Below are 20,241 nucleotides of genomic sequence, written 5' to 3'. Positions count from 1 at the left end.
CAGGTCGGGAGAGGAGCCCCACCCATGTCTCTCACGGCGCTCGGCTTGGTGTTGCTGGCGGTGGCCTGTTCGGCCTTAGGCGGCATGAACCTGGCACTGCGTCGGCGGCTGGAACACCTGGAGGAGTCCACCCGCACCGCCCTGGCCGAGGCCGCCAGCGAGGTGACCGGGCTGGAACAGGGCCGGGAGGACCTGGAGCGGCTGTCCGCGCTGGACCCGCTGACCGGGGTGTGGAACTACCGCCACTTGCAGGGCATGTTGGCCCGGGAGCTGGAGGCCGCCCGCACCACGGGCATCGGCGGGGCGCTGCTGATGATCGACGTCGACGACTTCCGCCAGGTGAACGCCGCGCACGGCCACCAGCGCGGCTCGGCCGTGCTCCGCGAGCTGGCGCAGCGGTTGGCGCTGGAAGTGCGACACGCCGACACTTTCGCCAGATACGGCGGTGAGGAGTTCGTCCTCATTCTGCCGGGAACCAACGCCGAGACGGCCACGAAGGTCGCCGAGAGGCTGTGTTACGCGGTCCGCAAACTTACTTTCGACGCAGGTCCGGACTCGGATGCGGAGCAGGGCCCGTTCCAGTTGACCATCTCCGTCGGCGGCGTGATCTTCCCCGACCACGGGACCCATGCCGCGACCCTGTTGCGCGTCGCTGATGAACAACTCATGGAAGCTAAACGTGACTCTCATGGAAGTTGGCGGATCACCTGATAGCGTCCCGATTTATGGTGGAGGTTCGCAAAGCAGTCATCCCGTCGGCAGGTCTGGGAACGCGGTTCCTGCCGGCCACCAAGGCGACGCCCAAGGAGATGCTTCCGGTCATCGACAAACCGACGATCCAGTACGTCGTCGAGGAAGCCGTGACCGCCGGACTGACCGACATCCTCATGGTGACCGGCCGGAACAAGCGGCCGCTGGAGGATCACTTCGACCGCGCCGCAGAGCTTGAGGAAGCGCTGGCCGCCAAGGGCGACGAGAAGCGCCTACAGCAGGTCCGGGCGTCGTCGGAGATGGCGAACGTCCACTATGTCCGGCAGGGCGACCCCAAGGGTCTCGGGCACGCCGTCCTCAAGGCGGAGTCCTATGTGAACGGCGAACCGTTCGCCGTCCTGCTCGGTGACGACTTCATCGACGACCGGGATCCGCTGCTCCCCGCGATGATCGAGGTCCGGAAGCGCTATGGCGGATCCGTGGTCGGGCTCATCGAGGTTCCTGAAGAGCAGATCCACATGTACGGCTGTGCCGCGGTGAAGCCGGCGGCCGACGGCCCGGGCCTGGCCCAGGCGCACACCAGCCTGATCCAGATCACCGACCTGGTGGAGAAGCCCTCGGCAGCCCAGGCGCCCTCCAACCTGGCCGTGATCGGCCGCTATGTGCTGGACCCGGCGGTCATGGAGGTCCTGCGCGAGACCCCTCCGGGACGCGGCGGGGAGATCCAGCTGACCGACGCGCTGCGCACCCTGGCGAGTGACCCGGACATCGGCGGGCCGGTCCACGGTGTCGTCTTCACCGGGCGCCGCTACGACACCGGTAACCCGATCGACTACCTGAAGACCGTGGTGCAGCTCGCGGTGGACCGCCCCGACCTCGGCCGGGAGTTCCGTGACTGGCTGTCGTCTTATGTGCGTGAGGGCTTCCAGTCCTGAGGCACCGGCTTCCCTCCCCTTAATTGATACAGATAGATACAGATAGATACAGATCACTCCGCCAGCGGCGCTTGCGTCGGCGGCATAAGGGATGATGGACGCATGTCCGATTCCGATAACGCGACGATGCGCAGCGTCGACGACCACCTGAAGACGGTCCTCGACACCGTGCAACTGCTCGCCCCGATGGAGCTCCCGATCACCGACGTGAACGGGCTGGTGCTGGCCGACGACGTGGTCTCGGCCATCTCGCTGCCGCCGTTCGACAACTCCTCGGTGGACGGCTACGCGGTGCGCCTGGCCGATCTGGAGGGTGCCGGCGAGGACAGCCCGGCGGAGCTGCGGGTGCTCGGCGACGTCGCGGCCGGCTCGGTCCACGAGGGCATCCTGGAGCCGGGTACCTGCCTGCGCATCATGACTGGTGCGATGGTGCCGTACGGTGCCGAGGCGATCGTGCCGCTGGAGTGGACCGACCGCGGTACGGAGAGTGTGCGCATCACCCGGGCCCCGGAGCGCAACGAGCACATCCGGATACTCGGTTCCGACGTGACGGCCGGCGACGTCGTGCTCAAGGCCGGGACTCACCTGGGCCCGCGCCAGATCGGCCTGCTGGCCGCGATCGGCCAGGTCCACGCCCCGGTGCACCCGCACCCGCGGGTCGTGGTGCTGTCCACCGGCTCCGAGCTGGTCGAGCCGGGCACCCCGCTGGGCCCGGGCCAGATCAACGACGGCAACGGTCCGGCGCTGACCGCCGCGGTGAACGCCATGGGCGCCACCGGCATCCGGGTCGGCATCATCGGCGACGACCCGCAGGGCGTGCTGGACGCGATCGAGGACCAGCTGATCCGCGCCGACATCGTGATCACCACCGGCGGGGTCTCGGTCGGTGCCTACGACGTGGTCAAGGAAGTGCTCTCGACCCTGGGCACCGTGGAGTTCGCCAAGGTCGCGATGCAGCCGGGGATGCCGCAGGGCTTCGGCACGGTCGGCGAGGACCGGATCCCGATCTTCACGTTGCCGGGCAACCCGGTGTCCGCCTACGTCTCCTTCGAGATCTACATCCGCCCGGCGATCGAGAAGATGATGGGGATCGAGACCGGGCCCCGCAAGACCGTGACCGCGACCTGCTTCGGGGCCTTCAAGTCGCCCGACGGCAAGCGCCAGTTCGCCCGCGGGGTGTTCGACCCGGTCGGGCTGTCGGTGCGGCCGGTCGGCGGGCACGGCTCGCATCTGGTCGGCGACCTGGCCCTGGCCAACGCGTTGATAGTGGTGCCGGAGCACGTGACCGAGGTGGTGGACGGCGACGACGTCGAGGTGATCGTGCTGGACGGCGGTCCGCGGTGACGGCCGCGGAGGCCGCCGCCGCAGCGGGGGCGGACGGGGCAGCAGGGCCGGCAGGAGCGAACGGCGCGCCCCGCGCGCCCCGCGCGACCGGGTCCTCTGGCTCCGCCGGGTCCGCCAGGTCTGCCGCGGGCGGCAAGTCCGACCGCCTGACCCACATCGACGCCGCGGGCGACGCGCGCATGGTGGACGTGACCGCCAAGCCGGTCTCCGCGCGCCAGGCCCGCGCGACCGGCTTCGTCGAGGTCTCACCCGAGGTCGTGGAGCTGCTGCGCGGCGAGGGCGTGCCCAAGGGCGACGCCCTGTCGGTGGCGCGCATCGCCGGCATCATGGGCGCGAAGAAGACCTCTGAGCTGGTGCCGCTGTGTCACCCGATCGGGATCAGCGGGGTGAAGGTGGCGCTGGAGGTCGAGGACGCCGGCGTGGCCATCGCCGTGACGGTGAAGACCGCGGACCGCACCGGCGTGGAGATGGAAGCGCTGACGGCGGTGGCGGTCGCCGGATTGACGGTCATTGACATGGTCAAGGCGGTCGACCCGGCCGCGGTGCTGACGAAGGTGCAGGTGGAGGCCAAATCCGGCGGGGTCTCCGGAGACTGGTCGCGGCCGGATTAGAACACGTACTCGATAACTCTTGCGACTTGAAGGTCTCGGTGTCATGGTGCCCCGAACGCGGCTTGTGAGGCTTCTCACAGGTCGTGGCCCTAGGCCGATCGGACATCTCCCCGAGATCTCAAGGACGCGCCATGACCGAATCGAGTACCGCGCCCGCATCACCGCCTGAGAACGACACCGGGCGCCTGGATCACGCGTCCCGGGCGCGCATCTTCTCCGTCATCGTGGTCGTCGTGCTGTTCGCCGAGGTCGCGCCTTTGCAGTACACGATGGTCTCCCCGGCGGCCCAGCTGATCGGCCGCAGCTTCCCCGGAGTGGGGAGCAACATCGCGTGGATGACCATCGTGTTCGGACTGGTCGGCGGGGCCGCGACGCCGATCCTGGGCAAGCTGTCCGACCTGTACGGCAAACGCAACATGCTGCTGGCCGTCGGCGTGTCGTTCCTGTTCGGCTCGGTGATCTGCGCGACCACGAGCAACTGGACGATGTTCCTGATCGGCCGGGCGTTCCAGGCGGTGGCGATCGCCGCGGCCACCGTCGCCTACGGCCTGATCCGGGACCTGATCCCGCGCAAGTACGTGCCGCTGGCGATCGGGCTGGTGTCCACCGGGCTCGGGGTGTCCGGGGTCGGCGGGATCATGCTCTCCGGAGTGCTGACCGATAGTGCCGGCTGGAGCTATAAGTCGCTGTTCTGGTTCCTGGCGATCTATACGGTGGTGACGCTGCCGTTGGTGTTCCTGATCTGCCCGGAGACCAAGTTCCGCGCCCGGCAGAAGCTGGACCCGCTGGGTGCGCTGCTGCTGGCCGGCGGCGTCGGATTCGGGCTGCTGTACGTCTCCAACGGGGCGAACGTCGGCTGGACCGATCCGCTCTACCTCGGCTACCTGATCCTCGGCCTGGTCCTCATGGCGGCGTTCGTCGTCTTGGAACGCAGAGTCAGCCAGCCGATCATCGATCTGAAGCTGCTGTTCTCGCCACAGGTCTCGGTGGTGCTGTTCGTCGGGTTCTTCGCCGCGATCGTGGTGGGCATCCAAGCCTTCGCGATCCCCTATATGGTCTCCACCCCGAGCCACAGTGAACTGATAGCCGCGGCGCAACAAGGCGCGGCGGCCCGCTTCAAGGGGATGGTGCAGCCGAATCAGGTCCCGGTGAAGGTCCTGGGAGACGTCGGCTACGCTCTCGGATTCACATTGCTGGGGTTGGCTTTCCACGTCCAGGTATATGGCTCGTCGGTGTCGATGATCTCCGGTGCGGGTTCGGGGCAGTTGTCGGGGAAGATCGGGGCGCGCAGACCGCTGCTGGTCGGTATGTTCACGTTCGCCCTGACCAGCGGTATATACGCCGCGTGGCATCATGGAGCGCTGACGCTTGCCCTTGTCGGTATCGTCTTCGGGGTCGGATTCGGTGCGTACTACGCGACAACACCGAACCTGCTGGTGGAAGCGTCTCCGCCGGAACAACAGGGCATCACCGCGGGGATGCTCGGAGTGTCCAACTCCATAGGCACTGCGGTGGGGACCGCTATAGCGGCGGCGTTCCAGGCGGCCCATCCTGTGAAGTTGGTGGTGGCCGGGCAGACGGTGCTCGCGGGGACACCTGATCCGAAGACCGGTATAACGGAGCGCGCGGCGGTCTTCACAGACACTGCCTATACGCAGATGTTCATCGCCTGCGCTATAGCCGGCCTGATCGCGCTGATCGGTACGTACTTCATGCGGTCTGGACGTACGCCGTCTACTGGTGGCCTCGGCTACCTGTCTGGGTCGACACCCGCTAAACAGACCGCGACCGCATAGAGGATCGGACCGCATACCGGTCTTAGGCAGGCGCCGCCACACTGATGGGCTCACACCGGGCGTTCAAGCACAGGCCGGTAGTGAGTGAGAAGTCGAAGTTGTGCGCTAGGCAGCGCAGAACCAGACCCTCCGGTGCCTCGTCTATTACCGCTCCTTCAGCGAGGTCCTCACCTGAGTGCGGGCAATAGCGCGTCACCTCGAAGGCGCGATCACCGGAGCTTAAGGTGACGGTCGCGTTCGGGTCGCGCTTGTCGTAGTCCTCTATAGCGCGCAATGCTTCTGCGTCGGCGTGCTTGAGCAAACCGAACAGGTAGGTGCCATCGGCATCCGGAGTGTGCTCTATGAGGAGACGCCGCGACAAGAACAAGTCTTCCCACTGGATCTCCCCGCTGAGTACTGCGTCCAGCCAGCGAGATTCCACACCGAATGTGTACTGAGGAGCCTGTTGGGAGTGGGGCGTCCCGAGGTCAACGTCCCATACGCCGCCATCGGCTCCAGACACGTCGAAGCGTACCGTCATGGTGATTCGCTCTAAGAAGTACGGACTCAGCCGACGTAGCCGTACGAAGTGCTCCTTGAAGCGCGCTGCAAGGCCTGAGCCCGCACCGGGATCCGGATGCGCTGCCCACACTTCGGCGATCTCCTGCGCGCGTGAGGAGGCGTACGCATCTAGATGCTTGCTATAAGCGAATCCCTCCCAGTGCGGATCCCTTATGACGTCATGGGTTGTGGGCGCTATGCGGACGCTGTCCCCGGGGAACATCCGCAGTGTCTCGGCCGGGAGTTCGCCGGGCTCGCAGATGTGCTGGTTGTGCTGGTTGTGCTGTGCCAGGGTCGGATCCAGGAAGCATGCCGGTCCCGCGTATGGCATCACCAGACGCGGCTTCACAGAGCGCACCAGCCGCTTCACCGCTCTGAACCTGGGCTCCGACGCGTCCAGCGCGATCAGGTCCAACGGTCCGCCGACTTCGACCATGGCCCGGCGTGTCTGCGACAGGGACAGCTGCGCATCGTTGCAGTGCAACACGGAAACGCCGTCGGCGACGATCAGGAACGCGGCGCGATGGTCCGCCGGCGACTGCTCGGGAATCGCGGTCAGCCAGTCGCCCCGGTCGTTGAGCGGCAGCCGCTCCCAGGCCGCGACCTCGACGATCTCCTTGACGCCTGCCGCGCAGAGCCGGTCCCGAAAGGCGGAGGACGGATACTCGGGGATCACTACTCGGACGCCGTCGCTGAGCGCTGACAAGAACGCCAAGTCCATGTGGTCCAGATGCGCGCTCGACACGGCGACCCACTCGGCGTCCCAGAGCCCCGGTACCGCCCGCAGATGGCTGTTGTCCGGGAACGGGAACCACGCGCCGAGGTACGCGCCGCCCGGTGACACCCATGGGTCACACAGCACTCGCAGATTCTGCGTCTGAAGGCGTAAGCCCGCGTGTCCCGTCGAACTTATGAGTGGACCGAGCATCGGCTCATCCTGCCCCACAAAGCCGCCGGGGCCAACCCCGCGAAGGGGCGGCCCCGGCTGAACAGCGCCTATGCGCCGCAGGTGAGCGGGTGCGAGGGCGATATCAGATCGCTGCCTCGAAGGCCTTCGCCATCACCTGGTAGCCCGCGTCGTTCGCGTGGATGTTGGGGCCGACCGGAGCCGGGGCGCACATCCAGGTCCACTGGCAGATCCGGGCCACGTTCAGCGGCACTGTGACCCCCGGCTTCAGCGGCACCTGGTCGACGAAGTCGTTGCTGTCGAAGGCCGAGGCGACGTCGGCCACCCGGACGCCGTTCAGCGGGTACTCGACGGCGAAGACTCCGTTGAAGAGGTTGAGGAAGACGGCCGACAGCTCGGCGTTGGTCTGGCCGGAGGAGCCGGTGAGCCAGGACGCGAGGAACGGGTTGTAGTACGTCGACCCGACGAACTCGGTCTTGTGGCCGGCCGCGGCGCGCAGCGTCTTCAGGATGACGGGCAGGTCCTGCGCGGTCTGCTTGATGCCGTTCAGGCCGCACTGGATGTCCAGGCCGCTGGCGCTCGCGCAGCCGTCGACGTCGTTCGCGCCGATGTCCAGGGTCACCAGGACCCGGTCGCCCTTGTGCGCCTTGAGGAACGTGGCGGCGGCGTCGAGCTGGCTCTTGTACGGCTCCGGGTACGGGCAGCCGCCGTTGATCATCGAGCCGGTGGTCTCGCCGGGGCACGCCAGGTTCACGTACTTGGTGCCCTGGGCCTTCAGCGTGGCGGCGATGTCGTCGGCGTAGCCGTGGCCGCTGATGTAGCCCTGGCCGGTCACCGCGTCGGGCTGCCAGCCGGCGCCGAGCGAGTCGCCTAGCGCGAGGTAGTAGTCGTACGGCTGGTGCTTCCAGCCGTCGGCGGCGCTCGCCGGGCCGGCGCTGACCGCCAGGCCGCACAGCGCGGCGGCCGCTATCGCGGCGGCCTTGCGCAGGCCGAGTCTGGGAACGTGCATACTCTTCGGTCCCCTCCCGTGGAGATGGCGCCGCCCGGCGAGGATGGCTCGCACAGATGATTTGGCGGCGGGCACCTGGATGCTACTGGCAGGTAGCCAGGAGGGGTAGAGGACCGGCCCTCTTTCGAAACGTAAGGGAGACGCGATAGCGCCCATAGCGCTATCGTCAGGAGAAAGACCGGTTTCAGTCGAAAGCTACCGCTATATCAGTTGTCGAAAGGCAGAACCAGCGTCCGCAGCAACCCGGCCAGCGCCTCCCGGTCAGCCATCGAAATGCTGCCCAGCAGTTCCCGCTCCTGGGCCAGCAGTCCCTCGAAGGCGCCGTCCACGCGCTGGCGTCCGGTGTCCGACAGCTGCACCAGCACCCCGCGCCGGTCGCCGGGGTCGGGGAGGCGCTTGACCAGGTCCTTGGCGGCCAGGCGGTCGATGCGGTTGGTCATCGTGCCGCTGGTGACCAGAGTCTGGGTCAGCAGTTTGCTGGGGGTGAGCTGGTACGGGACGCCCGCGCGGCGGAGGGCGGACAGGACGTCGAACTCCCAGGGTTCGAGGTCGTGCTCGGCGAACGCGGTGCGCCGGGCGCGGTCCAGGTGGCGGGCCAGGCGGGAGACTCTGGAGAGGACTTCGAGGGGGGCGACGTCCAGGTCCGGGCGTTCGCGGCGCCAGGCTTCGATGAGGCGGTCGACTTCGTCTCGGCAGGCCTGGGGGTCGGGGTCTGCGGGGCCGGCGGCGTTGCCGGCGCCGTTGCCGGTGGCGGTCGTGACGGCGTCCAGGTCCTGCGTTTGTGGCGTGTCCACCGCGTACCTTCTCCTCGCCGATGATCCGAGATCCCAGCCTACCGGGAAGGTCGGCGCCGAGCATCTTGACATCGAGATTCTTGACCGGGCAGACTCTCGGTATCTCGGTATCTCGATATCGAGATACTTGATGGAAACCGAACCGGACACTCGAACCGGACATCTGAACGGGACACCCGACCCGGAGATCCGACCCCCAGCGGAGGCACAACACCATGGCCGGCGACATCTGGAACGCCCAGCAGTACCTGCGGTTCGAGAACGACCGCCTGCGTCCCTTCCTGGACCTGGTCACCCAGCTGGATCCGGACGGCGAGGTGCGCACCGTCGTGGATCTGGGCTGCGGCCCCGGCAACGCGACCGCGCTGCTGGTGGACTGGTGGCCGGACGCCCGGATCGTCGGCGTCGACTCCTCGCCGGCGATGATCGAGGCCGCGCGGCAGCACGCGGTACCGGGCCACATCGAGTTCGAACTCGGCGACCTGCGCGACTGGCACCCGGACGACAAGGTCGACGTCCTGCTCGCCAACGCCGTGCTCCAGTGGATCCCGGACCACCTGGACCTGCTCCCGGCCCTGACCGCGCAGGTCGCCCCCGGCGGCGTGTTCGGCTTCCAGGTCCCCGGCAACTTCGAGGCGCCCTCGCACCTCGCGCTGGCCGAGGTGAAGCGCGAGTGGGCCGACCGCATCCCGCCCGGCCTGGACCGGCCGGGGTCCCACGACCCGGCGGTCTACCTCGGGAAGCTGGCCGAGGCCGGGTTGGAGCCGGACGTGTGGGAGACCACGTACACCTACCTCGTTCCGGCCGACCCGGACCCGGGCGTGCCCTGCGGCGTGACCGAGTTCGTCCGCGGCACCGCGCTGCGGCCAGTGGTCAAGGCGCTGAGTGAGGCGGACGCCGCCGACCTCATCGCCGAGTACGACGCCCTGGTCCGCACCGCCTACCCGCTGCACGAGATCGGCGGCCGCACCGTGCAGCTGCTGGACTACCGGCGGATCTTCGCCATCGGCCGGTCTGCCTAGCGCATCGAACAGCCTGCCTAGCGCATCGGCCGGTCTGCCTAGAATCGGTCACAGAACCGCGCAAACCGAGCGTCATTGAACAGGGGAGAAGAAGGATGCTCACAACACTCCACCACGTACAGGTAGCGGTCCCGAAGGGAGTCGACGACGTCTCGCGCGCCTACTACGTCGGCGTCCTGGGCATGACCGAGCTGACCAAGCCGCCGGTGCTGGCGGCCCGCGGCGGCTGCTGGTTCGCCGGCGGTGGTCTGGAGATCCACACCGGCGTCGTGGCGGATTTCGTCCCGGCGCGCAAGGCGCACCCGGGGATCATGGTCACCGACATCGACGAGCTGGTCGCCGCGCTCACCGCCGCCGGGTACGAGTACACCTGGGACGAGACCGTCCCGGACCGCCGCCGGCTGCACACCTTCGACCCGCACGGCAACCGGCTGGAGTTCATCCAGCAGTAGCAGTAGCAGTAGCAGTAGCAGCAGTCAGCACAGCAGTAGCCCGACCCGAGCAGCCGCCGGTCCGCGACCGCCGCTACTCGTCCGTGAGCTCCCGGTCCCGCTGATCCAGTTCCTTCAGCAGGGCCTGGAGCTCGCCACGCACGTAGTCCCGGGTGGCGACCTCGCCGACCGCCATCCTGAGCGAGGCGATCTCCCGGGTCAGGTACTCCATCGTCGCGATCGACAGCTCCTCGCGGGCCTTGTCCTCGGCGATCTGCACCTTGTCCCGCTCGGCCTGGCGGTTCTGCGCCAGCAGGATCAGCGGGGCGGCGTACGCGGCCTGCGTGGAGAACGCCAGGTTCAGCAGGATGAAGGGGTACGGGTCCCAGCGGATCGCCCTGGTGATCACCAGGATGTTCAGCGCGATCCAGACCACGACGATCAGGCTCTGGATGACCAGGTACCGAGCTGTGCCGAAGAACCGCGCGATGCTCTCCGACACCCGCCCGAAGGCGTCCGGGTCGAACGAGGGCTTCAGCGACACCTGTCGCCGGCCGCGCGGCTGGTCCAGCCGCGGCGGGGTGTACTCGCGCGCCATTTAGCCCTCCCCCGCCTCGTTGTTCCGGTTGAGCGCCGATCGCTCGCGCTTGGCCTCCTGCTCCTCCAGCAGCTCCACCACCTCGCGGGCCTCGCGCTGCAACTCGTCGTGCGCGTGCCCGGGCGGCTGCTTGCGCCAGTCGTCCGGCAGCAGGTGGTCCAGCACGTCGTCCACGGTCACCGCGCCGAGCAGCCGGTCGTCGGTGTCCACCACCGGTGCGGCCACCAGGTTGTACGTCGCCATGTACGCCGTCACCTCGTTCAGCGGCATCTCCGGGGGCAGCGGCTCCAGCTCCAGGTCCACCACCGAGGCCGCCAGCGCCATCGGCGGCTCGCGCAGCAGCCGCTGGATGTGCACGGCGCCGAGGTAGCGGCCGGTCGGCGTCTCGGTGGGGGCGCGGGTCACGAACACCAGGGAGGCGTTCGCCGGCGTCCGCTCCGGATCGCGCACCAGCGCCAGCGCCTCGGCCACGGTCGCGTTCGGCGGCAGGATGATCGGGTCGGAGTTCATCAGCCCGCCGGCGGTGTCCTCCCGGTAGGTCAGCAGCCGCCGCACCGGGTTCGCCTCCTGCGGCTCCATCAGTGCCAGCAGCCGCTCGGCCTCCTCGGGGCTGAGCTCCCCCAGCAGGTCGGCGGCGTCGTCCGGGTCCATCGCCTCCAGCACGTCGGCGGCCCGCTCGGACTCCAGGTCGCCCAGGATCTCCACCTGGTCGTCCTCGGGCAGCTCCTCCAGCACGTCGGCCAGGCGGTCGTCGTCCAGCGCCGCCGCCACCTCGCCGCGCCGCCGGGGCGTCAGCTCGTGGATGACCTGCGCCAGGTCCGCGGCGTGCAGCTTGTCCAGGGCGGCCACCAGTTCGGCGGCGCCCTGGGTGCCGGCCGCGGCCAGCCCGGTGACCGCGTCCCAGTCCACGGTCAGCGACTCGCCGCGGCGCCGCAGCCCGCCCTTGAGCCCACCCTTGACCGGCTTCTGGACGAACAGCTTGCTGACCACGATCTCCTTGCCGCCGCGCTCGGGTTCGATCGCGACGTCGCGCACGGTCGCCGGGCCGCCGCCGGCCTTGAGCTGGACCTGCCGGTCCAGCAGTTCGGTCAGCACCAGCGTCTCGCCGGGGCGCTGCTGGAAGTGCCGCATGTTCACCAGGCCGCTGGAGACCACGTGCTCGTTGTCGATCGACTTCACCCGGCCGATCGGCAGGAACACCCGGCGCCGGCCGTGCATCTCCAGCACCAGGCCGAGCACCCGGGGTGCGGACTCGCCGGAGCCCATGCCGACCACGATGTCGCGGATCCGGCCGACCGGGTCGCCGTCCGCGTCGAAGACGGACCGGCCCGCCAGGTGCGAGACGTAGACGCGGGACAAGGCGCTCAAGTCAACCTCCGCATCCGGGTCGGTCGGCCGGCCGGCGGTATCGCGGCCCGCCGCCGGTGGTCATGGTGAATGTGCTGCCACCGGCGGTCGCCGAAACGCCGCCGACCGCGGGACATCCCAGGTCTGATGATGTGATCAGGCTACCGGTTCCGGACCGGAGGCGGCCGACTCCGCTACTCCGTCCCCGCCGCCTACGCAGACCGTCTAGTCTCGTGGCGTCACCGATCGACTGGAGTACCGTGCGCACGTCCCGAGGAACCGCCGTCCGAGCAGGCGCCGTGGCGATCGCGGCCGTGGCGGCCCTGGCCGGGTGCGGCTCCACCGGCACGAACGGCGTGGCGAAGAAGGGCACCGGCTCGATCGTCGCCAACGCCGAGGACGCCGTGCTCAACGCCAGCAGCGTCCACATCCAGGGCCAGTTCAAGTCCGGAAACCAGCCGGTCACGCTGGACCTGCGGCTGGAGCAGGACAAGGGCGCCTCCGGCACGGTCACCATCGGCAACGAGGTGATCGAGCTGCTGCGGGTCGGACCGGACGTCTACGTCAAGGGCGACGAGCAGTTCTACCGCTCCGTGCTGTCCCGGCTCGGTGACGGCTCGCCGGCCCCGTCGGCGGCGCCGAGCGGGACCGGGGCGCCCTCGACCGCCGGATCCGCGGCCGCCAGCGGCAGCTCCAGCGCGTCGGACAACATCGCGGTGACGGCGATGCAGATCAACTTCCTGCACATCGGCCCGGCCGACGCGCAGTACCAGACCTTCGCCTCGCTGACTGACCCGCGGCAGCTGCTGTCGCAGGTCATGCAGGGTATCGGGGCGTTGGACAAGGACGGCCAGAAGGACATCCGGGGCACCAAGTCGATCGTGCTGTCCGGCGGCAAGGGCACCCGGGTGTACGTGGCCATCGACGGCCAGCCGTTCCTGGAGCGGGTGCTGCCGCCCGGCGGCGGGACGCTGGACTTCATGGACTACGACCAGCCGGTGACGCTGAACCCGCCGCCGCCGGGGCAGGTCGTGGACATAGCCAAGATCGCGAAATAGCCGCGATCCGGCACACCACCACACCGGCACACGAGCACAGCAGATCTGGCACACCGGCACCACCGATCTGGCGCCTAGCCGATCCGGCACACCGGCAGCACAGATCCGGCGCACCGCCGATCCGTCACACCACCGAGGCGAAAGCCTTGCCGTCGAGCACGATCCCCGGCTCGACCCCCAGCGCCGCGTAGACGTGCGCCGCGACGTCGACGTGCCGCAGCCTGCCGTATTCGGCGCCGCCCTCGATGCCCGGGCCGCACGCCGCGATCCACGCCGTCCGCTCGGCCTCGCTGTCCCCGCCGTGGCCGCCCGCCGACACCTGGCCGTGGTCGGTCACCAGGATGAAGGTCCAGTTCTCCGCGGCCCGGTCCGGCCGGGACGCCACCGCCGCCAGCAGCCGACCGACCCGCTCGTCGGTCCGGCGGATGGCGGCCCGGTAGAGGTCCCCGCAGCCCTGGTCGTGGCCGGTGGCGTCGTTCACGCCGAGGTAGACGAACGCCGCGCTGACGTCCTCGGCGGCCAGGACTCGCACGGCGTCGCCGGTCACCGCCTCGTCGCCGCGGTCGCAGCCCGGCGCCGACTGCCCGAAGGTGGCGAAGCTCAGCCGGGACGGCGCCGCGAACATCGGGCCGTGGTCGGCGGTGGTGGCCAGGGGCGGCCAGGCGCCGACGGCGAGGTAGGTGTGCAGGCCGAAGTCGCGGGTCAGCACGGTCAGGAAGTCCGGGTGCTCGGCGAGGCGGTGTCCGGCGAAGTCGTTTCCGGTGATGTGGTGCCGGTCGATCGTGGTGCCGGTGACCGCGGTGGCCCAACAGGGTCCTGACACGGTCGGGGTGCCGTCCTCGATCCAGACCGGGGCGAGGAAGCCCTCACCGATGACGCGGTCGATGTTGGGGGTGGGTTCGGCGTCGAGGAAGTCGAGCCGGGTGCCGTCGATCCCGATGACCAAAACGCGTGAAGTACTCATGTCTCCCCAGGCCTCGCCAGCCGACTACGCGATCCGTGCGAGATCATCCTCACCGACCGCGCCCAGCAGTGGAAGCCCCGCGACGGACCCACAGCCCATACCGACCCCACAGCTGAGGCATGATCGGCGCATGAACTACCTGGCCGCCCTGGAAGACGAGGTCCGCGAGGCCGTGGCGCGCGCGGCCGGGTCCGCCGCGCCCGAGCTGACCTACACGCTGTACCGGCAGTTCGGTGACACCGGGCACCGGTACGGCTACGAGCATCCCTATTTCGAGCGGCGCGGGCGGCTGGTCGCGGCCGGTGCGGCCGCGCTGTTCGACGTGCGCGCGGGTGGCGGCGACGGCGCCGACGGTGCTGACAACGCTGATGATGCCGACGGCGCCGTCAGCGCGGACGTGCTCGCCGTCCTCGCCGACGAGCTGTGGCGGGTGTGCGACGAGTACACCTGGGCCCTGCCCGCCCACGAGTACCACGCCCGGGACGGCGACATGCGGCGCTGCGTCGACCTGTTCGCCGCCGAGACCGCGCACACGGTCGCGGAACTGATCGGGCGCTTCGGGAAGCAGCTGCCCGACGACGTGACGATGCGCTGCCGCGAGGAACTGCTGGACCGGGTCTTCATCCCGTTCGCCGACGACCAGCGGCCGATGGCGTTCGAGGCGATGACGAACAACTGGCTGGCCGTGGTGGCCGGCGGCGTCGGGATGGCGGCGTTGGCCTTCTTCCCGGATGACGCCAAGCGGCTGGCGATGATCCTCAAGCGCGCGCAGAAGTCCCTGCGCCGCTTCATCGAGCACTATCCGGAGGACGGTGGCTGCTCGGAGGGCATGGACTACTGGGTCTACGGGTTCGGATACTTCGCCTACTTCGCCGAGGCGTGGCGGGAGCGCGGCGGCCCGGATCTGTTGCTGGACAAGAAGATCCGGGAGATCGCGGCCTTCCCGGCGCGCGTCGGGTTCGGCGACGGCCGGTTCCCCAGCTTCTCCGACGGCTCCGAGAACGCGGAGATCCCCACCGGGTTGATGTCGCGGCTGGTCGAACGGCTCGGGGTGCCGGTGCCTTATCTGGCAACGGTTCCGAGCCTCGCATCAGACTTCTGTCATCGGTGGCCGCACGTTGCCAAGAACATCGAGTGGACCAGTGGACGGGTCCTGGGCAAGCCGACCGCGCCGGGTGCCGCGTATCTGCCGGATCTGGCGTGGGTCGTGGACCGGGGCGGCGAGGCGGAGTTCGCGGCCAAGGGCGGGCACAACGACGAGTTCCACAACCATCTGGACGTCGGCACCTTCATCCTGCGGGGCCACGGCGAGACGTTCCTCGCCGACCTCGGCGCGGGTGAGTACAACGCGGACTACTTCGGACCCGATCGATATAAGGACATTCATACGGCTGCCGAGGGGCACTCGATCCCGCTGATCGACGGCCGGGGGCAGCTGCCGGGCGCCGAACACGCCGCCGAGGTCGAGCGGTTCGCCGATACCGGCCGCGGCGCCATCCTCACCTTGGATCTGACCTCGGCCTACGAAGTCCCCGGGCTGCTCGCGGTCGGCCGTCGCTTCACCTGGCAGCGGCATGGCAGCCTGGCCGTGGTCGACCGGATCGAGGCGGACCGCCCGATGCCTTTCGAAGAGGTCTACATCAGCCGAATCCGGCCGACGATAGAGCTGGCTGATGGCGTTTCCTCGGAGCGGCAGCCGACCAGCGGCGGCACAGGTTCCGATGGCGTGGCTCGGGAGGGTGAGCCGGCGGCGGGTGGCCCTGTGCCCGACCGCGTGGTCTGGGAGGGCGAGAAGGCCCGTTGCGTCCTGACCTTCCCGGCCGCGATGACCCCCGAGCTGGAGACCATCGAGACCACCGGTCATCGCGGAGAGCTGGAAAGCGTTTTCCGACTTCGGCTACGATGCTCCCTCGAGGCTGGTGGCAGCCGGCTGGAGTCCGTGTTCACCGTCGAGCGCAAGGAGCGTTGATGGCCGGCGCGTTGGATGTCCCCGAGGACCGCGAGCTGTCGGGGTACACCGGCTGGACGCGGGAGCACTGGCTCACGCAGGCCGACTACCTGCTGGAGTCTCTGAAACCGTACGCCTCACCGCACTCCGCACGCTTCGAGCTGCCGGGGCGGCCCAGCGTCTCGGGCTTCGACTCGGACGCGCTGGAGGGCTTCGCCCGCACCTTCCTGCTGGCCGCGTGGCGGATCGCCGCCGACCGAGGGCAGGGACCGGTCGCCGAGGACCTGATCGCGCGGTACTCCTCGGGCCTCGCGGCCGGCGCCGACGCCACGCATCCCGAGGCCTGGCCCCGGATCCCGCAGGGCCGGCCGGGACAGCCGATGGTCGAGGCGGCGTCGATCGCGCTCGGTCTGCACTACACGCGCGAATGGCTGTGGGACAAACTGGACACCCGGGCCCAGGGGCTCCTCGCCGACTGGCTCGGCGAGTTCGTCGGCAACCCGACCTGGCCCAACAACTGGATGCTGTTCCAGACGGTCAGCGAGGAATTCCTCGCCTCGATCGGCGCGCGATATGAGGAGTCTGAGATCCTTCGCGGTCTCGACGCGACCGAGGGGTGGTATGTCGGCGACGGTTGGTACACCGACGGCGCCGGTCGCAACTTCGACTACTACATCGGCTGGGCCATGCATCTGTATCCACTGCTGTGGACCCAGATGGCCGAGGGCGGCGCACGTAGCGACCGTGCCCTGGCGGCGCGCGAGGTCTACCGGGACCGGCTGCGCCAGTTCCTGGAGCGCTACTTCGACTTCTTCGGTTCCGACGGTGCTCCGATCCACCAGGGCCGGTCGCTGACCTATCGCTTCGCCACCGCCGCGCCGATCTGGATCGGGGAGATGTTCGACTGCTCCCCTTACGACGCCGGGCTTTCGCGGCGGGCGGCCAGCGGCGTGCTGAAGCACTTCGCCGAGCACGGCGCCCCGGATTCGCGCGGCCTGCTGACCATGGGCTGGCACGATCCCTTCCCGCCGATGGTGCAGAACTATTCGGGCCCTGCTTCGCCCTACTGGGCCTCGAAGGGCTTCATCGGGCTGATGCTCCCGGCCGAGCACCGGGTGTGGACGGCGCCGGAGTCGCCGCTGCCGGTTGAGGTCGGCAACTTCGACACGTCCATCGCGCCGGTCGGCTGGCTGCTGAGCGGTACCAAGGACGACGGCGTGGTCCGGTTGCTGAACCACGGCAGCGACAAGGCCCGGCACCACACTCCGCCCTTCGACCAGCACACCGATGTCTTCTACTCGCCGCTGGCCTTCTCGACCGTGACCGCGCCGGACACCGCCCCGCAGGCGTGGGCCAAACGGGTCGGGAACCATGTCGCGCTGATCGCGCCGGACGGCCGGATCTCCTCGCGCGCGGTGATCGAGCCGGGTCTGGCCGCTGACGGGCACGTCTCGTCGTCGTACATCCCCGGCTTCGAGACCGAGCCGGGCGGGGCGGTGCTGCCCATCGAGGGCGCGGAGATCTCGACCAAGGTGCTCGTGAAGGACGGCGTCGAGACCCGGGAGCATTCGGTCACGGCGCCGGCCGGTTGGACGGTACGCGAGGGCGGCTACCCGGTCGCGGGCCCCGAGCAGCCGGTGCGGGGCGAGAAGGAGACGCGGCCCGGGGCGTTCGCGGTCAACGACCTCGGAGTGATGTCGCAGATCGAGGCGCTCAGCGGATGGACCGCGGCCGGGGTGGACAACGAACTGGGTGCCAACGCGCTGGGAGCCTTTTCGGCGACGCCCTATCTGATCGCCGAACATCCCGGCGGCACCAAGAGCTACCTGTCCGAGGTCAGGGTTCATCGGCTCCCCGATGAAGATGACGACGGAAATGAGGGCGCGGAATGAGCTGGCCGTTGGCGTTTTCCACATTGGGCTGTTCCGGGATGCCGTTGGCGGACGTCGCGGAACTGGCGCGGTCCACCGGGTGGCTCGGGCTGGAACTGCGGGCCGCCGACGACGAGCCGGTGCATGTCGGGCTGTCGGCGCGGGAGCGGGCTGCGGCGCGCGAGGTGCTGGATTCCGGTGGCGTCACGGTGTTGGCGGTCGCGTCTTATGTCAGAGTGGCGAGCGGTGCGGTCAGCGACGACGAGTGTGTCGCCGCGACTGTGGCGCACGCGGAGCTCGCGCGGGATCTCGGGGCGCCTTACGTGCGCGTCTTCCCCGGCGCGGAGGAGCCCGGGGCCGAGGCGGACGCTCGTGCGGTGCGTCGTCTGAACGCCGCCGCGGCGCGGCTGCCCGAGGGCGTCGCGATTCTGTTGGAAACCCACGACAGTCATCCACAGGGTGTGGATATCGCACGCGTGCTGTCTCAGGTGTCCGGTGATGTCGGGACGATCTGGGACGTAATGCATCCCTGGCGGACCGGCGAGCCGATCGCTGTCACGAAGGAGGCGCTGGCTCCGTATCTGCGGCACGTGCAGGTGAAGGACGTGTTGTCGCCGCAGGAGCGGAAGCCGTTGCCGTTGGGCGAGGGCACGATTCCGCTCGGCGAGTTCTATGCCGCGCTGCGCGAGCTGGGATATCAGGGCTGGATGTCGCTGGAGTGGGAGTCGAAGTGGCACCCCGACGCGGTGCCGCTGGCCGAGGCGTTGAAGGTGAAGCCGGTCTTCGACTGAGCCTGCCGTTCGCGACTACGTTTTCTGAGAAGCTTCGCCTAATCATCCCGCAAGAGCACGGCCAGCTGCGTGCGCGATCGGACGCCGAGCTTTCTATAGACGCCGGTCAGAACGGATTCGACGGTTTTCACCGACAGGAACAGGTTCGCGGCGATCTCGCGGTTCGGCAGGCCCTCGGTGACCAACGCGACGATGCGCTGCTCCGCGGCGGTCAGATCCGGCGCCGGTGCCTCGGCGGCCACTTCGGCCGGTTCCCACAGCGGGGCCTGTGCGCGTCGGAAGACGGCCTCGGCCTGGTCGTGGAAGTGCCGGGCGGAGGCCGCGCGGCGCCGTCGCTTGTCGATGATCGAGCGGGTCAGCAGGACGCGGCCGCGCTCCAGCGGCAGGCCGAGCGTGCGGAAGGTGTGGTCGGCGCGGTGCAGGAGGGCTTCGGCGCGCGCGTGATCGCCTTGCGCGGCCTTCAGGACCGCGTCCGCGCGGTCCAATGTGGCCAGGACTCCGCGCCGCCCCAACCGCTCGGCCTCGCGCCGGGCGTCGGCTATGACGGCTGTGGCTTCGTCGCCTTGCCCGAGCGCCACCAGCACTTCGGCCAGGTCGGCGTGGAAGCGTACGGCTGACGGGTCGACGAGGCCCTGCTCCGCCACCAGGGTCCTGACACGCTGTAGATCGTCGGCCGCCGCGGGGGTGTCGCGCAACAAGACGTGCACCATGCCGGACAAAGCGAGGCAGCGCGTGAGGAAAATCTGGTCCTGCTCCTGCGCCGAGGCGGCGGTCCCCTGATCTGCGAGGCGCAGTGCCTCCTCCAGCGTGCCGCCGGCCATTTGCGCCAGCGCTGATGTGAAGAACACCGGGCCGGGGGAGGCGCGCTCGGCGCCCGGGAGCTCTTCGAGGCGGCGCGCGTTCCGGATCGCGGCGGCCCCGTGCCCGGCCCGCGCGTCGATCTCCACGGCCCCGCGCAACAGCAGCGCGCGGTCGGCGTGGCTGCCGCTGCGTGCGGCGTGCGGCGCGAGCTGGCGGAGGTGGTGGCGCGCCTCGTCGAGCTGGTCGGCGAAGAGCGCGAAGCGGACCGACAGCCAGCGCGGGGAGTTGAGCAGCGCGCCGGGCACCGGATCGGAGCCGAGTGCCAGCGCGCGGCGCAACACGCGCGGGTAGGACGGCTCGCCGAGCAGCTGCTCGATGCGCGCGAGCATGACCAACGCCGCCGCCCGCGACTCAGGATTCTGCGAGAGCTCGGCGGCGCGCACCGCGGCCCGGGCGGCATCATGCGCGCGGCGGTTGTCGCCCAGCGCGAGGTGCGCATGCCACGCGACGCGCAGATGCACGGCGGAGAGCAGCGCCGGGTCCGCGGCCGCCTCGGCGTCGGCCAACGCGCGACCGAGGAGGTCATCGAGCCCGCCCACCGCTTGCCCGGCGGCGTCCACGACCGCGAGCCGAGCCCGGGCACGAGCCAGATGATCGGACTCGGTGCGATCGAGGCGCGTGACGGCGGTGCGGGCCAGGTGCGGGCGGCCGGCGGCTGCCGCGTCGGTGGCGGCGGCCAGGAGGAGGGCGGAGACGGCGGTGG

The 20,241-nt window shown here is 69.4% G+C and carries 18 protein-coding genes; 11 read left to right on the top strand and 7 right to left on the bottom strand.

Going from position 1 to position 20,241, the window contains the following annotated elements:
• Window positions 1–24 precede the first annotated feature (24 nt).
• The 5 genes from IZR01_RS30095 (at window position 25) to IZR01_RS30075 (ending at window position 5,397) form a co-directional block, all read left to right on the top strand.
• Window positions 25–711 (top strand): GGDEF domain-containing protein, encoded by a 687-nt coding sequence (locus IZR01_RS30095; RefSeq protein WP_194925847.1) that lies wholly within the window; start codon window positions 25–27, stop codon window positions 709–711.
• Between the two features lie 14 nt (window positions 712–725).
• On the top strand, window positions 726–1,646 hold the full coding sequence (gene galU / locus IZR01_RS30090; RefSeq protein ID WP_194895324.1) for a UTP--glucose-1-phosphate uridylyltransferase GalU: 921 nt from the start codon (window positions 726–728) through the stop codon (window positions 1,644–1,646).
• Window positions 1,647–1,748: 102 nt separating this feature from the next.
• A complete protein-coding gene (glp, locus tag IZR01_RS30085) occupies window positions 1,749–2,990 on the top strand; it encodes a molybdotransferase-like divisome protein Glp (protein WP_194895325.1) in 1,242 nt (413 codons plus the stop codon).
• Between the two features lie 179 nt (window positions 2,991–3,169).
• A complete protein-coding gene (moaC, locus tag IZR01_RS30080) occupies window positions 3,170–3,601 on the top strand; it encodes a cyclic pyranopterin monophosphate synthase MoaC (RefSeq protein WP_212007321.1) in 432 nt (143 codons plus the stop codon).
• 131 nt (window positions 3,602–3,732) lie between these two features.
• Window positions 3,733–5,397 carry an MFS transporter gene (locus IZR01_RS30075; protein WP_194895326.1) on the top strand — a complete coding sequence of 555 codons (1,665 nt, stop codon included), beginning with the start codon at window positions 3,733–3,735 and terminating at the stop codon, window positions 5,395–5,397.
• A 22-nt stretch (window positions 5,398–5,419) separates the two neighbouring features.
• Here IZR01_RS30075 and IZR01_RS30070 read toward each other — a convergent pair whose 3' ends face one another.
• The 3 genes from IZR01_RS30070 to IZR01_RS30060 form a co-directional block, all read right to left on the bottom strand.
• Window positions 5,420–6,865, bottom strand: a complete 1,446-nt coding sequence (locus IZR01_RS30070) for an MBL fold metallo-hydrolase (RefSeq protein WP_194925846.1) — start codon at window positions 6,863–6,865, stop codon at window positions 5,420–5,422.
• A gap of 103 nt (window positions 6,866–6,968) precedes the next feature.
• The gene (locus IZR01_RS30065) at window positions 6,969–7,853 is read right to left on the bottom strand and encodes an SGNH/GDSL hydrolase family protein (RefSeq protein WP_194925845.1); all 885 of its coding nucleotides are present in this window, start codon (window positions 7,851–7,853) and stop codon (window positions 6,969–6,971) included.
• Window positions 7,854–8,059: 206 nt separating this feature from the next.
• Entirely contained in the window at window positions 8,060–8,524 is a 465-nt protein-coding gene (locus tag IZR01_RS30060) for a MarR family winged helix-turn-helix transcriptional regulator (protein ID WP_369125391.1), read from the bottom strand.
• Between the two features lie 338 nt (window positions 8,525–8,862).
• On the opposite strand from IZR01_RS30060, the gene IZR01_RS30055 reads away from it, so the two are divergent.
• Both IZR01_RS30055 and IZR01_RS30050 read left to right on the top strand, forming a co-directional pair.
• Window positions 8,863–9,669, top strand: coding sequence for a methyltransferase domain-containing protein (locus IZR01_RS30055; RefSeq protein ID WP_194925844.1), 807 nt, complete (start codon window positions 8,863–8,865; stop codon window positions 9,667–9,669).
• A gap of 95 nt (window positions 9,670–9,764) precedes the next feature.
• Window positions 9,765–10,121, top strand: coding sequence for a VOC family protein (locus IZR01_RS30050; protein WP_194895331.1), 357 nt, complete (start codon window positions 9,765–9,767; stop codon window positions 10,119–10,121).
• 73 nt (window positions 10,122–10,194) lie between these two features.
• Here IZR01_RS30050 and IZR01_RS30045 read toward each other — a convergent pair whose 3' ends face one another.
• Together IZR01_RS30045 and IZR01_RS30040 are read right to left on the bottom strand one after the other, a co-directional pair.
• A complete protein-coding gene (locus tag IZR01_RS30045; protein WP_194895332.1) occupies window positions 10,195–10,698 on the bottom strand; it encodes a DUF1003 domain-containing protein in 504 nt (167 codons plus the stop codon).
• The gene (locus IZR01_RS30040; protein ID WP_194925843.1) at window positions 10,699–12,066 is read right to left on the bottom strand and encodes a magnesium transporter MgtE N-terminal domain-containing protein; all 1,368 of its coding nucleotides are present in this window, start codon (window positions 12,064–12,066) and stop codon (window positions 10,699–10,701) included.
• Between the two features lie 239 nt (window positions 12,067–12,305).
• Here IZR01_RS30040 and IZR01_RS30035 point away from each other — a divergent pair, with 239 nt between their 5' ends.
• A complete protein-coding gene (locus IZR01_RS30035) occupies window positions 12,306–13,103 on the top strand; it encodes a hypothetical protein (protein ID WP_194895333.1) in 798 nt (265 codons plus the stop codon).
• A gap of 124 nt (window positions 13,104–13,227) precedes the next feature.
• Here the strand turns inward: IZR01_RS30035 and IZR01_RS30030 are convergent, their stop codons facing one another.
• Window positions 13,228–14,067, bottom strand: a complete 840-nt coding sequence (locus IZR01_RS30030; RefSeq protein ID WP_194895334.1) for an alkaline phosphatase family protein — start codon at window positions 14,065–14,067, stop codon at window positions 13,228–13,230.
• 130 nt (window positions 14,068–14,197) lie between these two features.
• On the opposite strand from IZR01_RS30030, the gene IZR01_RS30025 reads away from it, so the two are divergent.
• The 3 genes from IZR01_RS30025 to IZR01_RS30015 are packed head-to-tail and all read left to right on the top strand — an operon-like array spanning window position 14,198 to window position 18,677.
• Window positions 14,198–16,036 carry a heparinase II/III family protein gene (locus IZR01_RS30025; protein ID WP_194925842.1) on the top strand — a complete coding sequence of 613 codons (1,839 nt, stop codon included), beginning with the start codon at window positions 14,198–14,200 and terminating at the stop codon, window positions 16,034–16,036.
• Entirely contained in the window at window positions 16,036–17,907 is a 1,872-nt protein-coding gene (locus IZR01_RS30020; RefSeq protein ID WP_194925841.1) for a DUF2264 domain-containing protein, read from the top strand. Before IZR01_RS30025 ends, IZR01_RS30020 begins: the two co-directional genes overlap by 1 nt.
• Entirely contained in the window at window positions 17,904–18,677 is a 774-nt protein-coding gene (locus tag IZR01_RS30015; RefSeq protein ID WP_194925840.1) for a sugar phosphate isomerase/epimerase family protein, read from the top strand. Before IZR01_RS30020 ends, IZR01_RS30015 begins: the two co-directional genes overlap by 4 nt.
• A 38-nt stretch (window positions 18,678–18,715) precedes the next feature.
• On the opposite strand, the gene IZR01_RS30010 is transcribed toward IZR01_RS30015, so the two are convergent.
• Window positions 18,716–20,241, bottom strand: a 1,526-nt coding sequence (locus IZR01_RS30010; RefSeq protein ID WP_194925839.1) for a helix-turn-helix domain-containing protein, incomplete at its 5' end; no start/stop codon positions are given.

This window comes from Catenulispora pinisilvae, from assembly GCF_015356865.1.
GTDB lineage: Bacteria > Actinomycetota > Actinomycetes > Streptomycetales > Catenulisporaceae > Catenulispora > Catenulispora pinisilvae.
The sequence above is the reverse complement of the archived record's forward strand: the minus strand, read 5'-3'. Positions and strand labels throughout refer to the sequence as shown.